This window comes from Myroides sp. WP-1 (assembly GCF_014145635.1).
GTDB lineage: Bacteria > Bacteroidota > Bacteroidia > Flavobacteriales > Flavobacteriaceae > Flavobacterium.
In genome coordinates, this window is sequence record NZ_JACHTC010000003.1 from 187,430 (window position 1) to 203,097 (window position 15,668).

Genomic DNA, 15,668 nt, shown 5'->3' on the forward strand with positions numbered 1-15,668 from the left:
TCCTTTACTATAGTTCTAAAAACTCCTTTACAATTTCCAAATCACTAAAGTGACTTCTTACTCCTTTAATCTCTTGGTACGTTTCGTGTCCTTTTCCTGCGATTAATATAATATCGCCTGGTGAAGCTTGTTGACAAGCTAGTTTTATCGCTTGTTTTCGATCCTCCACCACAATGGTTTTCATTTTATTTTGCGGTTCTACACCAGCTTCAATATCTTCTAATATCGCGGCAGGTTCTTCGAATCGCGGATTATCTGACGTAAATATTACTCTATTGCTTAGGTCAGACGCTATTTTTCCCATTTCTGGGCGTTTTGTTTTATCTCTATTTCCTCCACATCCTACAACAGTGATTAACTGTTCGTTGTTTGTGCGGATACTGTTAATCGTGTCAATTACATTTGCTAATGCATCAGGTGTGTGTGCATAATCCACAATAGCTGTTACATTTTTAGACGATACAATATATTGAAAGCGACCTTCTACACTAGTTAGCTTACTTAAATGGATCAATGCTTCTTCTAGTGGCACTCCCAATTCTACAGTTGCACCCAATACTGCTAATAAATTATAAGCGTTAAATGCTCCTATTAACTGCACCCATAATTCTTGTTGGTTGATTTTCATCAACATACCCGAGAACTGACTTTCCAAGATTTGACCCTTGTAATCCGCCATATTTTTCAAAGCATAACTGCATACCTTAGCTGCAGTATTTTGAACCATAATGGGGCCATTTTTCTCATCGATATTGGTCAAAGCAAAACTTGCTTTCTTCAATTGATCAAAGAACGTTTTCTTCGCATCGCGATAAGCAGCAAAAGTCTTGTGGTAATCCAAGTGATCATGCGTCAAATTGGTAAAAATTCCACCAGCAAATTGCAAACCGAAAGTGCGATGTTGAACAATACCGTGCGAACTCACTTCCATGAAACAGAATTCACATCCTTCTTCTGCCATCTGATTCAAATACGCATTAATGGTAATTGAGTCTGGTGTAGTATGTGATGTTTCGTAAATTGTTTGTCCGATTCGGATATTTACTGTTGACAGTAAACCTACTTTATACCCTAGACTAGTAAACATGGAGTATAACAACGTAGCAATGGTTGTTTTTCCATTGGTACCTGTTACCCCTACTAATTTGAGTTTATGTGATGGATTATCGAAGAAATTAGCTGCTATAACAGCTAAAGCTTTGTTGCTATCTTCTACAACAACATAAACTACTCCTTCTACCAAAACACTCGGCATTACCTGACATACAATAGCCGTTGCTCCTTTGTCAATAGCTTGTTGAATATACGCATGCCCATCCACTACTTCACCAACAATGGCAATAAACAGAGTTTTTGGCTCAACTTGACGCGAGTCAAAAGCCAAATGGTCTATTGTTGCATCTGTTGATCCAACAATAGACTGTATCTCTACTTTGTATAATATGTCTTTTATCTTTTTCACGATAGTTCTAAAACTACTTTTTGATTTTTATTTATTTTTTGTCCCGCTAGTATTGACTGCGTTTTGACTTTTCCTACTCCTTTTACTTGAACTTTTAATCCCAAGTTTTCCAACAAAGGCAAAGCATCCATTACTTGCATTCCTCTGACCTCTGGCATGGTTAGCTCTCCTGCTTGATTTTGGATGGTGAATGACTGATAACTTGTAGCAATATTCACAGGAACCTCATTGGATTCTTTAATTTCTTTCGTTGTTGGCACATCTGTATAAATCTTCTGTGCAATTCGCTTGAATACAGGACCTGCCACATCCGCACCGTAATAACTCTTAGATCGATCTGGTTTGTGAATCACCACAATACAAGAGTATTTCGGGTTATCTGCAGGAAAATATCCCGCAAATGAGGACGAATAGTACATATCCGAGTCATATCCTTTTCCTTTTCCGTAATTCACCTGTGCAGTTCCCGTTTTTCCCGCCATAGAAAAATTGGGTGAATACAGCTTTTTACCTGTACCTTTTTTCACTGTGTTCGCCAAAATAGCTTGTACTTGGGCAATTACATCAGGTGACGCAATTTGCGGATTCAGAACAACCTTATCAAATTTCTGTATGGTTTGATCAAATTCTTTGATTTCCGAAACGAAATAAGGTTTCACCATTTCTCCATTATTCGCCACTGCATTATATAAGGTCAGTGTTTGCAAAGGTGTTACCGATAATCCATAACCAAAAGCCATCCAAGGTAACGCCAATCCACTCCATCCTTTCTGCCCTGGCTTGGGAATATAAGGTGTTGCTTCTCCTTTTATTTTTACGCCCAGTGGTTTATCCATCCACAGCGAGCTTAAATAGTCTGTAAACAGCTTCGGATCATTTTTAAAAGCTTCATCCACCGCTTGAGTAATCACCGTATTAGATGACAATTCAATTCCTCTTGCTAGTGAAATTTTTCCGTATCCTCCGTGTTTTGAGTCGCGAACTCTTGCATTATAAAAGCGAACAATTCCGTTATTGGTATCGAATACTCGAGCGGTATCGACCTGTTTTTTTTCAAGCAAAGCCAAAAGCGAAGCTATTTTAAAAGTCGAACCAGGTTCGTGTTTTTCACCTACGGCATAATTCACTGTTTCATAGTAAGCTCCTGTTTGCGGATCTCTACCTAGATTGGAAATTGCGCGAATAGCACCTGTTTTTGTTTCCATAACAATTACACATCCGTGATCTGCACTGTACTTATCTAAAGACTGCAACAAAGCGTGATGGGCAATATCTTGAATATAAACATCGATGGTAGAGATTACGTCTTTTCCATCTATAGGTTCAATTTCATTCTCATCATTAATGGGTTTCCATTGATTCTTGGCTAAACTTTGCATTTTTCGCTTGCCGTCATAACCACTGAGGTAGTCCGTAAAAGCGCCTTCAATTCCAACCCTTCCAAAAGTTCCATCCTCATTTTTGCGTTCATACCCAATGGTTCTTTTTGCAATTCTTCCAATTGGATGTTGACGCACAGTTTTTTGAGAAGAGATAAAACCTCCACCATTTCCACCTCTTTTAAAAAGAGGAAAATTCTTAATTCGCACATATTCCACATAGCTCAAATTTCGAGCAATTAAAATATAACGGCTTTTAGATGCTCTACCCTTTCTCAACATACTTTCATAGTGAGCGCTAGGTTTTTTAAACATCACTGCCAGCGAATCTGCTAAAGGTTTCACTTCCTTTTCAAAAACTTCTTGTTTGGGAGCAACCCCGTCAAAACGTATTTCAAAGACCGGTACTGATGTTGCTAATAAGCTTCCATCAGCAGAATAAACATTTCCTCTATTGGCTTCTATTATTTCTTCCTTTACTCTATTTTCACTTCGCGCTTTTTGTCGAAGTTCGCTTCCTTCTACTCCTTGAATTAATAGCAACCGATAAACAACTCCACCTGCTAGTAACAAGACTATCGCAGTGACGACATAAATATTGATGTAAATATTTTTGTTACCTAAGGCCATAGTTTACTCCAAGCTGTTTTATTTTCTTCTTCCTTCAATACCTTTATCTTTTGTGGCGGTATTTCGGAAGGATAAATTCCTTCTTCTTCTAATTTTCGCGTGATAGTTGACTCCATTTTCAGTTCCATAAGTTCTGATCGCGTTGCAACAAACTCAGCACGTAGCATTTTCACTTCATGTGTTAATTTTCCGATTTTGAACACCTTTGATTCATATCGTTGGGTATTACCAATCAAAATCATACCTAACACAATCACATATACAATAAACCCCCATGTTTTCGCTGAATTCTCGTTAACGAGAATCTTCGCTTTAATTATATCTACAGGACTTGCTATTGTTTTTTTCATTTTTTCTCTGCAATTCTCAACTTCGCTGATCGCGCTCGGTTATTTACTGCTATTTCTTCGTCCGTCGGAATAATTAGCTTTCCTAATTGCTTCAACGGTACTTCGAATCGTCCAAACATATCGCGCTCTGGTTCACCTTCAAACATTCCATTTTTCATAAAGCGCTTTACTAATCGATCTTCCAAAGAATGGTAGGAAATGATACTTAGTCTTCCTTCCGACTTCAACACCTCCATACTTTGTTCTAATAGTTCTTTAAGGACTTCAATTTCTTGATTCACCTCTATTCGAATGGCTTGATATACTTGTGCTAAAATTTTAGCGCTCTTGTGAGCCGGTAAAAATCGAGCCAAAACTTGTTTGAGTTGATCGGTATTTTTGATCTCCCCTTCTTGTCTTGCCTTTACAATCGTATTAGCCATTGCACCTGCATTCTTCAATTCTCCATATACACTGAGTACATATCTCAAATCTCTTTCCTCGTAATCATTTACTACGTGATAAGCAGATAGTTCGCCATTTTGATTCATCCTCATATCAAGCTCTCCATCAAAACGAGTAGAGAATCCGCGTTCAGCCACATCAAATTGATGGGAAGAAACACCTAAATCACCTAATATTCCATCTACTTCACGTACACCATAAAACCTTAAATAACGTTTTATGTACCTAAAATTTTGATTAATCAAGACAAATCTAGGATCGTCAATTGCATTCTTTACTGCATCATCATCTTGATCGAATGCAAATAATTTTCCATTTTCACCAAGGCGACTCAATATTTCACGTGAGTGCCCTCCACCTCCAAATGTCACATCTACATAAACACCATCAGGACGGATATTTAATCCATCCACACTTTCTGTCAACAGAACAGGTCTATGATATGCGTATAAATCTTTAGTCATCAAAACTTATATTACTCATTACTTCTTGTGCCAAAGCTCCAAAATCAAAATCATCTGGTTCTAACGTAGCTTCATACAGGTCTTTATCCCATATTTCAACAATATTAACTTTAGACGCCATTACAATTTCTTTTGAAATGTTGCCAAACTGCAAAAGATCCTTTGCTATTAGCAAACGACCTGCATCATCAATATCTACTATTTTTACCCCTGCCATAAAAGCACGGATAAACGTATCAACTTTTTTATCAAATGGATTTAGCTTATTGATTTTCAACATCATCTTCTCCCACTCAGCCATTGGCCACAGCTCCAAACACGTTTCAAATACCGATCTCTTCAGCACAAAACCATCAGCCATAGCAGGCAACTGCTTCTTCAAAGAAGCAGGCACCAATACCCTACCTTTGGTATCTACCTTACATTCATATGTACCGATAATTGACGTCAAAATTTATTTTTATGTATACTTAGCAAATGTAATTATTTTTTTACCACTTTTACCCACTTTTACCCACTTTGTTGATAAGTTTTCTAAATATACCGTATTTACTGACCTCAATAAGCGATTTTATCGATAAAATGATCGCATTTAGGGATCAAACTAATTGATTTGAACTCACTTATCCCTTCCGAACCTGCTTCAGTTTATCCCAACTACCTTGATTCATTTATATTGATAGTTTTAACTTAAATGACATTTTTTAACCAATTAATATCAAATCTAAGTAAGAAAAAAACAGAAACTCATTTAGCTAAAAAAAGTGAATTTTTTCACTTTTTTACAGCATTAAAAAAGCAAGTATTCTCTTATGAAAACCTCGCTTTTTTCGTTATTTTCCGTTTCTTATTTTCAATATCTTACAATACTGAGAACTTCTCTTCTGTTCTTTTTCAACCAAAAGTCAACTACTTTAAGAAATAGAATAGGTTATTTGACTTCCCTATAACAGCTACCTACAGGACTGCAAAAAGTGCTTATTGTTTTCTGCACTCAACAACAACTCTAATATCAACACCGCTAAATCATATTTTTTTTTCATCCTGTATCAATCTACCTCAAAAACACTTTTTAAAACTCTAGAAAACACACCTATACACCTGTGTTTCGGGGGATGACCTTTTCTTTTTTGTATCTACCTATATTTTATCCTTTTATTACAATAGATGTCTCTATTAAAAATGTATATTTGTAAGAATTTAAAAATCGCAAGTAAGAGCTAATGGAGCGAACTTTAAAAGAAGACGGTAAATTCCGATATGTGGAAGTTGGTGAAGGAACACCAATTATCATCTTACATGGATTAATGGGAGGACTTAGTAATTTCGATGGAGTTGCAAACTTCTTTCCTCAAAAAGGCTACAAAGTTGTTATCCCTGAATTGCCTTTATATACCAATAGCATTTTAAAAACGAATGTAAAAGCCTTTGCTAAGTTTGTAAAGGACTTTATTGAGCGCATTGGTTATAAGGATGTTATTATACTAGGGAATTCACTTGGTGGTCATATTGCTTTGTACTTTGCTAAAATGTATCCACAACATCTAAAAGCTATGGTTTTGACAGGAAGTTCAGGACTATACGAAAGCGCTATGGGTGACAGTTATCCAAAGCGTGGAGACTATGAATACATTCGCAAAAAAGCTGAAGATGTATTTTATGATCCCGCAGTAGCCACAAAGGAAATCGTAGACGATGTATTTGCAACCGTAAATGATCGAATGAAATTAATTAAGACTTTGACAATTGCCAAAAGTGCAATTCGACACAATATGTCAAAGGACTTACCTAAAATTAATGTTCCTACTTGTTTAATCTGGGGAAAAAATGACAAGGTAACTCCACCAGAAGTTGCTGTAGAATTTCACGAATTACTTCCAGACTCAGATCTATATTGGATTGATAAATGTGGTCATGCTGCCATGATGGAGCATCCAGATGAATTCAATGAACTATTGAATAAGTGGTTCAACGAACGCAACATATAAAACAATGAAAATAAATACAGCAGCATTTGTAATGAGTAACTCTGATGTAAGTAAGTGCCCAAACGAGCCCTTACCAGAGTATGCATTCATCGGAAGATCCAACGTTGGAAAGTCTTCCTTAATCAACATGCTTACCAACTCTAAATCTTTAGCCAAAACTTCCTCAAGACCTGGAAAGACACAGCTAATCAACCATTTTAAGATTAATTCTAATTGGTTTTTAGTTGACTTACCTGGGTATGGGTACGCTAAAGTTTCTAAAAAGACTAAAAGTGTTTTCCAAAAATTCATTACAGAATACTTTGAAAAACGCAGACAATTGGTTTCTGCTTTTGTTTTGATTGACATCAGACACGAGGCACAAAAGATCGATTTGGAATTCATGGAATATTTAGGAGAAGCGGGCATTCCGTTCGGCATTATCTTTACTAAAGCAGATAAAGTAGGAAAAACCAAAATCCACCAATTAGTAGCAGATTACCAAAAGCAACTGCTAAATGGTATTTGGGAAGAAATGCCTCCTTATTTTATTACCTCATCAGAAGATAAAACAGGACGTGATGAAGTTTTAGAATACATTGATTCGATCAATCAGGATATTTTTAAAAATCCATTACCGATATAAAACAAAAAAACTGCCAAGGCAGTTTTTTTTGTTTTTAAATATAATAATCGTTAACTGTTATAATCCCCGCTCGAATAGCATAGCGCGTAGCATCGTGTACACTATTGACTTCTAATTTTTTAAAAATATTCTTGCGATGGGTAATCACGGTATGAATACTTATATTTCGATCTGCAGCTATTTCTTTAGTCATTTTACCTGTTGCGATCTCCTTCAAAATTTCTCTTTCGGCATTGGTTAGTACCTGATCTACTTTAAAAGCGGTTGATTTATAAGAATTAAGCACCTCTTGTACACAGGCAGCAATATAGTTCTCTTTTTGACAAATCATCGTCAGCGCTTTTACAAGCTCTTGTATAGAATTGCTTTGCTGCACCATATTAAAGCCATTTACTGACTTCATATGCAGAATCTTCTTCAACCAAACTTCGGGTAACTCTTCCAGCCACATCACCCAAGTACTTCGTTCATACGCTGTTTTTAACTCATAAATCGCATCTACCTGCTGCAGTAATTGATAACTAGAAGGATTAAAAAAAACGTAACCTCCATTATTTTTCTTTAAAAATAATCGGATATCTTGAACTGTAGTCAAGTCGTACCAACTAATTTCTTCTTGACAAACTTGTTTTGCTACCGTTTGTATTCCCAAGCGAACCAATTCTTTTTCTTCTAAAATAGCAATGTGCAACATATCTTACCTTTATCTAACAAAATTAAGGAAATAATTTTAGGTATAAACAGGAAAAGGCTGTCCAATAGACAGCCTCTCCCCTCATTTCTGATCGAATAAAATAAACAACTAATTGAATTTACCCCCGCTTACAAATTCGGGTTTTCTCTTTCTTCTACGTTTGGTATCTGATACAAATAGTAAGGACTATTAGCTACAAACGGGCTTTTATCAGGAAAATTCAGTACATAATGACCATTTGCTGTCATTGTTTTTGTTTTTGTAACTTCATTTCCTTCCTCGTCTTTAACCACATAAGAATATTCTATCTTTTCGTGTTCGTATTTTTTTCGAACTACTGTTTTTTGATTTCTAACGATGTCTACTAAAGCAAATCCTTCACCGAATAATTCTTTTCTCCTTTCTAACCAAATAGCTTCTAACAAATCATTCCCTGTTACGTTATCCGCTAGAGCTGCATTTCTTGCGCGTTTTACATCATTTAGCTTGTTGATTGCATCTCCATTATTTAGGCGTGCTTTTGCTTCTGCGTTAATCAAGTAGATCTCGGCTGTACGCATCAATACAATATCTGCAATTTGACCTGCTTTAAATTTGAATTTACCATAACGCATCCAAACAACAGAAGTCTTCTCAATATCCGCACTAGGATCGGGCGCCCAGTTAATCATCGATTTACGGTAATCGCCTTCATCAAAAAGCTCCTTAAAATAAGGGTCTGCATTAAAACTATAGTAATAACTATCTTTCGATGTCACATCTAAAAAGTGAAACTGATACGAAGCATTGCTTTGGTCTGGTGTTTGGGGATGTCCCCAAATCCACTCGCGATTATTGACATCATTAAAGCCGGCCTTATATTCTGATTCGTTCATCAAATAATTAGCCTTTAACAACAATCGATCTGAATACTCTTTCGCTTTTTCCCAATTTCTCGCATATAGATTTGCACGAGACAACAAACCTAAAACAACATTTTGATCGATTTGAAATTTTTGACTTCTCGCATACCCCTCTGGAATCAACGCTAATGCTTCTTCCAAATCTTTAATTGCTTGATTGTATACTTCTGTTACCGTTGCTCTTTTTCCTGGTTGAGATTTAGCTGTTGTTGGCTCTAAGTAAATAGGAACACTTGGTGCATCTGGATTATTATCAATTGCAAAGGTGTAAGAAGATGCTAAATGCAGATACATATATCCTCTCAAGGCATACGCTTGTCCTTTTACAATTCTTCTTTCTCCTGCATCACCTTGTGCATCGTCAACATTAAACAAGATATTGTTCATGTTATTGATGGTTTTATAGGCCAAATTCCAACTTTGCGAGTTTGTTCCACCTTTACCATATAAAGCACTAAACTGATAATGGGTTCCAAAGCCGTACTTATTGGTTTGCAGAACTACGTCATTTCCCATTGCATCATTTGCGCGTAAAATAGCTCCAAAACCTGGGTTGGCAAATGTATTGAAGGTTTCCATTAATTGCCCCCAACTTCCATTTAAAACCTTTGCATTTCCAGCTACCGTTTTAAAAACTTCTTTTTTCTCTATTGCATCTGTCGGCGAGGTTTCTAATTCACAAGAAGCCAATCCCAGTGCAAAAAGTAAAAACAAAACTTTGGTATATTTGATATAATTTTTCATTAGCTTATAATTTTAGATTTAATCCCACTGAAATCGTTTTCATAGCAGGATAGCGATAGTACGTTGTACCGTCAAAATTTTGTTCTGGATCTAATCCCTGTTGTTTCGCCCAAGTAAATAAGTTCTCTCCTTGCAAATAAAGTGACGCTTGTCCGATATTCACTTTGTTTAACCACTCTTGTGGAAAATTATATGCCACTGTAAGTGTTTTTAATTTCAAGAACGAGCGATCAACCAAGAAACGACTTGAAGATTCTGTCCAACCATTCCCTTTTGCCGTAGTCAATCGCGCTACATCTGTATTCGGATTTTCCGGTGTCCAGCGATCTAGCATATCCACGCTCCATGCCGTTCCTCCTGGATCTTGTCTCAGTAAGCTTGTTTTATCACTATTGTAAATCTTACCTCCAATGTTGTAAGAGAAATTAGCGCTTAACTGCCAGTTTTTATAACTTAAATCTGTATTAAAACCACCCGAGAATTTAGGAAGCGAATTTCCTTTCTTCACTCTGTCTTTATCTTTTAAATCGCTGTAATTTTCAGTAATATATCGATTTCCTTGCTCATCTGTTCCATACCATCTTGGCTTTCCAGTTTCAGGATTTACTCCTGCCCATTCTTGCAAATAGAAATCATATAAAGAACCTCCTTTTACCCATTTTTTTGTTCCACTATACATTTCGTTAGAGGGAAGAGAAACAATTTTGTTTTTATATGTCGTAATATTCATTCCTAACTTCCATTTCCAATCTGCAGTGCGAATCGGATAGCCTTCTAAGGAAAGTTCTATTCCGTAATTTTTAATTTTCCCTACGTTTTCTAAGATGGAGGTAAATCCTAATGACGGAGCAATCGATTTACTAAATAACAAATCTTTAGAAGAACGCTCAAAATACTCTACCGTACCACTTAATCGGTTATCCAATACAGCAAAGTCAAATCCGACATTCAGGTTCATATTTGACTCCCAACTCAATTCTGGTGTTTCTAAACGAGAAGCTACTAATCCAGGGTTACCTAGATTGTTATAGATGTTATATAGCTCTTGATACGCGTAATATCCTACTTTATCATTTCCTTGTGCACCATAACTAGCACGGAATACCAACTCATTCAACCAGGTATCGCGATAGTGTTGCATGAAATCCTCATCAATAATTCTCCATGAAGCCCCTACAGACCAAAAACCTCCCCAGCGTTTTGCTTTAGCGAAACGAGAAGACCCATCTGCACGGTAAGAAGCTGATAAATAATATTTTTTATCATATGAATACTGTGCATTTCCAAAGAAACTCAACATTTTATATTCGTCTGCTTTTCCATAGAAATCGATGAGTCGAGAAGCGGCATCGGGTTGTTCATAGCCCAACATAGCTAATTGCCCTCTTTCTCCACCAAAATAATTTGATTTATACTGATAGTATTCTTGCCCTCCCATAAGAGCTAAACTATTTTTATCATCTAAATCTAGATCGTAATTTAGCACATTGTTATATGTCATGCTCACTGTACGCGTGTTTCGCATGCTAACGCCACCTCCAGTTGAGCTAGATGGCCCAATTTCTGGATTGGTTACATTGTGATTATATTGGCTGTTGTAATCAATATTCAAGGATGTTTTTAACTTCAAATTATCTAGAAACTTAATTTGAGCATATGTACGTACCGTTGCGATATCGAATTTGTTTTCTGCTTTGTCTAGTGGCAATGTTGCAACTAAATTATGGCGGGCATACGAACTTGCTCTATATGTTCCAAAGTCATAGATTCGATTTCCTGTTTCAGGATCTAATAAATACGCACCTGTAGTTAAATCGCGTTCGTAAATTGGGTAAAATGAAGGCATATTACGACCAAATCCGATAACATTTTCAATCGCACTATCATCTTGCTTAGGATAGTCTTGAATCGAATGAGAAGCAGAAGCATTTAATCCTAACTCCAACCAATCTTTCGCATCTACGACTAAATTTGTACGGAAGTTAAAGCGTTTAAATCCCGATTCTTTTACATATCCTTGGTTATTTAAAAATCCTCCTGAAACAAAGTATCTTGATTTTGCACCTCCACCTGATACGCGAACATTCAAATCGGTATAATTAGCAGATTGAGATAAAGCATCAGTCCAATTGTCATTCCAAAGTGGTTGTAAACCAGCTTGTACTTTCCCATCTGTACCTACGGGTTGAGGATTATTTAATCCATACGGATTAATGCCGACGAAGTTGATTAGATTATCCGTTGCATATTGACCTGCTTTAGCCCAATCAGCACCTGTATTATCCATGTATCCATTGCGCATAGACTCCCAATACAATTCCATGTATTGATTGGTTCCCAAAGTTTTATAGTCACTACGTGCTCTACTTGAGGTTCCGTATTTGGCAGATATTTCAATTTGAGGCTCTTGATCTTTTACCCCTCTTTTCGTTGTGATCATAATCACCCCATTCGCTGCTCTAGAACCATATAACGTAGCAGCTGTTGCATCCTTTAATACCGAAATAGATTCAATATCTGCCGGAGCAATAGCAGATAGACCACCTTCATAAGGCACTCCATCTACTACGTATAAGGGTTTACTGTCTGCATTGATGGAACCAATACCACGAATGCGGATTTCCGCTTCCGATCCTGGCTGTCCACTTGCTGCAAAAGATTGAACCCCTGCTACCGAACCTTCTAAAACTCTTGATACATTACTCACTTGAGACTGCCCAATTGCTTTAGCGCTAACTAATCCAACTGATCCTGTATAAGTTTTTTTATTTGCCGTACCATATGGCACTTGAATAATAACTTCTTCTAGATTCTCGGTCTGAGCTTCTAGGTAAATATTAAGTTCCGTTTGATTGGAAATTTTTACTTTTTGGGTGGTATATCCAATAAACGAAAAAGCGATGGTTTGATTTGGCTCTACTTTTATACTGTAGTTACCATCGAAATCTGTTGCGATTCCCTTACCTGTTTCTACTATAGTTACACTTACCCCTGGTAAACTTCCGCCTATATCAGAAACGGTACCTTTGAGTGTATACTCCTGTGCTTGTAACTGATAAACTCCAATCAGCACAAAAACAATTTGTAAAATTTTTTGCATAAATTGTTCCTTTGATTGCCAGAATCTTCTCGCAATACATTACTAATAAATGATAGAATTAAATTGAAAAGGATGTGCGAATACAACATCCGAAATAGCTAAAAGACGTGCTAGCTACAACACAAATTCACGCAGCACTTCATCAACATAGAAGAAGAATTTTCCTGTTGATTCCAATGAAGAAAAGAAGTTATTTTCGATAAAAAAACTAGAAACTGCATAGTACTACTTTTTACATTATTTCCTTTGCTTCTTCTTTATACAATGAAAAACAAAGGGTTTTTTATTTGTTTTTGATAAGGCAAAGATAGGGGTTGAAATAACAGAAGTAAATACCACGTATATGGTAGATTTAAAACAAAAAAGGTTATCTCTTTGTATGAGATAACCTTTTAACATGCTATAATGTATTCAATTACTTTACATCTAAAATAAAGTAATTCTTTTTTCCTTTTTGTAGAAGAATGAATTGATTATTAATCAAATCTGCTGTGGTAATCACATAATCTTCAGCCACTTTGTCTCTATTTACGGCAATAGAATTTGCTTGTAAAGAGCGACGTGCTTCTCCATTTGAAGGCATAAATCCACTTTTACCAGCTAAAGCTTCAATGATAGGAAGACCTGCCTCAACATCTGCTTTTGCAATTTCTGCTTGTGGCACTCCGTCAAACACTTCTAAAAATGTTTTTGCATCTAATTGTTTCAAATCATCTGCAGATGAATTTCCAAATAAGATTCCAGAAGCTTTAATTGCATTTTCTAGATTTTCCACTCCGTGAACCATCGTTGTTACTTCTTCTGCTAATCGTTTTTGCAAAATGCGTAAATGTGGTGCTTCTTGGTGTTCTTTTACAAGCGCTTCAATTTCTTCACGCCCTATAAAAGTAAATATCTTAATGTATTTTTCTGCGTCTGCATCCGAAACGTTTACCCAGTATTGGTAGAATTTGTATGGTGATGTATATTCAGCAGAGAGCCAAATATTTCCTCCTTCAGACTTACCAAACTTTGTACCATCAGCTTTTGTGATTAATGGACAAGTTAACGCATAGGCTTTTTCGCTAATTGTACGGCGAATTAATTCTGTACCTGTAGTGATATTTCCCCACTGATCAGACCCCCCCATTTGCAACGTAACATTTTTTGCTTTAAATAGATGCAAAAAGTCATATCCTTGCATCAGCTGATAACAAAACTCTGTAAAAGACATTCCATCTTGGAATTCACCGTTTAGGCGTTTTTTTACAGAATCTTTAGCCATCATATAGTTTACAGTAATGTGTTTTCCTACTGTTCTAATGAATTCTAAGAAAGAAAAATCTTTCATCCAGTCGTAGTTGTTCACTAACTCGGCTGCATTTCCCGCACCTGAATTAAAATCTAAAAAGCGTTCTAACTGAGCTTTAATCGCATTTTGATTGTGACGTAAAGCTTCTTCTGACAATAGATTTCGTTCATTTGATTTCCCAGATGGATCTCCCACCATTCCTGTAGCACCTCCAATCAAAGCGATTGGTTTGTGTCCTGCCATCTGAAAATGCTTTAAAAGCATTACACCTACTAAATGTCCAATATGCAATGAATCCGCTGTTGGGTCAATTCCCACATACGCTACACGCATCTGCTCCAACAAATGTTCTTCAGTGCCTGGCATAACGTCGTGGAGCATTCCTCTCCAAGTCACTTCTTCAATAAAATTTTTCATTTAATTATATTTTATGCAAAGATAGTTCAATTCCTTACGCTAATAGAACTTTTTTTTGATACATCTGTATTTTTATTGCTTTCAGACTCTTCAAAACGATACGTTGAAAATACGGGCGTTACTTTAAAACTTTTACTCCTATTCTTTCACTATCTAAAACATAACCGTTACATTTGTTTATTATGATACTTGTCACAGGTGCTACAGGCTTAGTAGGAAGCCACCTTCTATTACATCTTCTTCAACAGGGGGAGCAACGAGTTTGTGCAATTTACCGAGATGAGAAGCGCCTTGAAAAGACAAAAGAAGTATTTGCATTGCATCAGGCAGAGCCATTATTTGATCAAATCACTTGGAGAAAAGCCGATATCTTGGATCTTCCTTCACTAGAAGAAGCCTTTCAGGGGGTTACACATGTTTATCATTGTGCTGCCTTTGTGTCTTTCGATCCTAAAGACGAGAAAAAACTCCGAAAAACGAATATTGAAGGAACAGCAAACATAGTCAATCTGTGTCTTGCTTTTTCTATTGAAAAACTATGTCATGTAAGTTCTATTGCCGCTTTAGGAGAAACACTACACTGCTCAATTCCCATTACTGAAAAGACAGAATGGAATCCAGAACTTTATCACAGCGATTATGCCTTGAGTAAATTTGGCGCTGAAATGGAAGTATGGCGTGGCACACAAGAAGGATTAAATGTTGTTATTGTCAACCCAGGTGTTATTTTTGGCCGTGGTTTTGACAGAGAAGGAAGCGGAGAGCTTCTTTATAAAGTAAGTCGTAATTTTCCTTTTTACACTGACGGTACTACCGCTGTTGTTGCAGTAGAAGACGTGGTATCTTGTATGTATCAATTAATGTGCAGTACGGTTGTAAATGAACGCTATACCCTTGTTGCAGCGAATTTAAGCAACAAAGACCTCTTACATCAAATCGCAGCTATACTACGCAAAAAACCGGCGCGTTTCCAATTAGGTCGTCTTGGATTATCCCTTGCATGGCGCTTAGATGCTTTAATGAGCGCACTAGGAAAAAAAAGAAGCTTTACACGTGCAATCGCGAAAGCTTCTCTAAGTTGTTTTTATTATGATGCTTCTAAAGCTGAGCAAACCCTCAATTTTAAATTTTCATCGCCTTCTGTGTTTTTAGAAAGAACAAGCAAGTCTTTGAAGTAA

At 36.6% G+C, this 15,668-nt stretch carries 12 protein-coding genes; 3 read left to right on the top strand and 9 right to left on the bottom strand.

Translation table 11 applies throughout. The features are described from left to right. Window positions 1–7: 7 nt before the first annotated feature. The 5 genes from H4K33_RS04330 to mraZ are packed head-to-tail and all read right to left on the bottom strand — an operon-like array spanning window position 8 to window position 5,180. Window positions 8–1,462, bottom strand: coding sequence for a UDP-N-acetylmuramoyl-L-alanyl-D-glutamate--2,6-diaminopimelate ligase (locus tag H4K33_RS04330; RefSeq protein WP_182647251.1), 1,455 nt, complete (start codon window positions 1,460–1,462; stop codon window positions 8–10). Continuing rightward, window positions 1,459–3,471 (bottom strand): penicillin-binding protein, encoded by a 2,013-nt coding sequence (locus H4K33_RS04335; protein WP_182647252.1) that lies wholly within the window; start codon window positions 3,469–3,471, stop codon window positions 1,459–1,461. The genes H4K33_RS04330 and H4K33_RS04335 overlap by 4 nt, the downstream gene beginning before the upstream one ends. Continuing rightward, window positions 3,462–3,821 carry an FtsL-like putative cell division protein gene (locus H4K33_RS04340; RefSeq protein ID WP_182647253.1) on the bottom strand — a complete coding sequence of 120 codons (360 nt, stop codon included), beginning with the start codon at window positions 3,819–3,821 and terminating at the stop codon, window positions 3,462–3,464. The genes H4K33_RS04335 and H4K33_RS04340 overlap by 10 nt, the downstream gene beginning before the upstream one ends. Next, window positions 3,818–4,729: a 16S rRNA (cytosine(1402)-N(4))-methyltransferase RsmH gene (gene rsmH, locus H4K33_RS04345; protein WP_182647254.1), complete on the bottom strand. Its 912-nt coding sequence runs from the start codon at window positions 4,727–4,729 to the stop codon at window positions 3,818–3,820. Before rsmH ends, H4K33_RS04340 begins: the two co-directional genes overlap by 4 nt. Then, window positions 4,722–5,180, bottom strand: a complete 459-nt coding sequence (gene mraZ / locus H4K33_RS04350) for a division/cell wall cluster transcriptional repressor MraZ (protein ID WP_182647255.1) — start codon at window positions 5,178–5,180, stop codon at window positions 4,722–4,724. Before mraZ ends, rsmH begins: the two co-directional genes overlap by 8 nt. Window positions 5,181–5,952: 772 nt before the next feature. Between mraZ and H4K33_RS04355 the strand changes: the two genes are divergently transcribed. Both H4K33_RS04355 and yihA read left to right on the top strand, forming a co-directional pair. After that, entirely contained in the window at window positions 5,953–6,717 is a 765-nt protein-coding gene (locus H4K33_RS04355; protein WP_182647256.1) for an alpha/beta fold hydrolase, read from the top strand. Between the two features lie 4 nt (window positions 6,718–6,721). Continuing rightward, entirely contained in the window at window positions 6,722–7,342 is a 621-nt protein-coding gene (gene yihA / locus H4K33_RS04360) for a ribosome biogenesis GTP-binding protein YihA/YsxC (protein WP_182647257.1), read from the top strand. Window positions 7,343–7,376: 34 nt separating this feature from the next. Here the strand turns inward: yihA and H4K33_RS04365 are convergent, their stop codons facing one another. The 4 genes from H4K33_RS04365 to tyrS form a co-directional block, all read right to left on the bottom strand. Beyond that, window positions 7,377–8,036: a response regulator transcription factor gene (locus H4K33_RS04365; protein ID WP_182647258.1), complete on the bottom strand. Its 660-nt coding sequence runs from the start codon at window positions 8,034–8,036 to the stop codon at window positions 7,377–7,379. A 128-nt stretch (window positions 8,037–8,164) separates the two neighbouring features. Further along, on the bottom strand, window positions 8,165–9,682 hold the full coding sequence (locus H4K33_RS04370) for a RagB/SusD family nutrient uptake outer membrane protein (protein ID WP_182647259.1): 1,518 nt from the start codon (window positions 9,680–9,682) through the stop codon (window positions 8,165–8,167). A 4-nt stretch (window positions 9,683–9,686) separates the two neighbouring features. Beyond that, a complete protein-coding gene (locus H4K33_RS04375; RefSeq protein WP_182647260.1) occupies window positions 9,687–12,782 on the bottom strand; it encodes a TonB-dependent receptor in 3,096 nt (1,031 codons plus the stop codon). A gap of 415 nt (window positions 12,783–13,197) precedes the next feature. Beyond that, the gene (tyrS, locus tag H4K33_RS04380) at window positions 13,198–14,490 is read right to left on the bottom strand and encodes a tyrosine--tRNA ligase (protein ID WP_182647261.1); all 1,293 of its coding nucleotides are present in this window, start codon (window positions 14,488–14,490) and stop codon (window positions 13,198–13,200) included. Between the two features lie 182 nt (window positions 14,491–14,672). Between tyrS and H4K33_RS04385 the strand changes: the two genes are divergently transcribed. Then, a complete protein-coding gene (locus H4K33_RS04385) occupies window positions 14,673–15,668 on the top strand; it encodes an NAD-dependent epimerase/dehydratase family protein (RefSeq protein WP_182647262.1) in 996 nt (331 codons plus the stop codon).

Coding starts and splice junctions, on each gene's coding strand:
- rsmH (WP_182647254.1), bottom strand. CDS start 4,729: ATGACTAAAGATTTATACGCATATCATAGACCTGTTCTGTTGACAGAA.
- tyrS (WP_182647261.1), bottom strand. CDS start 14,490: ATGAAAAATTTTATTGAAGAAGTGACTTGGAGAGGAATGCTCCACGAC.
- yihA (WP_182647257.1), top strand. CDS start 6,722: ATGAAAATAAATACAGCAGCATTTGTAATGAGTAACTCTGATGTAAGT.
- H4K33_RS04370 (WP_182647259.1), bottom strand. CDS start 9,682: ATGAAAAATTATATCAAATATACCAAAGTTTTGTTTTTACTTTTTGCA.
- H4K33_RS04340 (WP_182647253.1), bottom strand. CDS start 3,821: ATGAAAAAAACAATAGCAAGTCCTGTAGATATAATTAAAGCGAAGATT.
- H4K33_RS04385 (WP_182647262.1), top strand. CDS start 14,673: ATGATACTTGTCACAGGTGCTACAGGCTTAGTAGGAAGCCACCTTCTA.
- H4K33_RS04375 (WP_182647260.1), bottom strand. CDS start 12,782: ATGCAAAAAATTTTACAAATTGTTTTTGTGCTGATTGGAGTTTATCAG.
- H4K33_RS04355 (WP_182647256.1), top strand. CDS start 5,953: ATGGAGCGAACTTTAAAAGAAGACGGTAAATTCCGATATGTGGAAGTT.
- H4K33_RS04335 (WP_182647252.1), bottom strand. CDS start 3,471: ATGGCCTTAGGTAACAAAAATATTTACATCAATATTTATGTCGTCACT.
- H4K33_RS04365 (WP_182647258.1), bottom strand. CDS start 8,036: ATGTTGCACATTGCTATTTTAGAAGAAAAAGAATTGGTTCGCTTGGGA.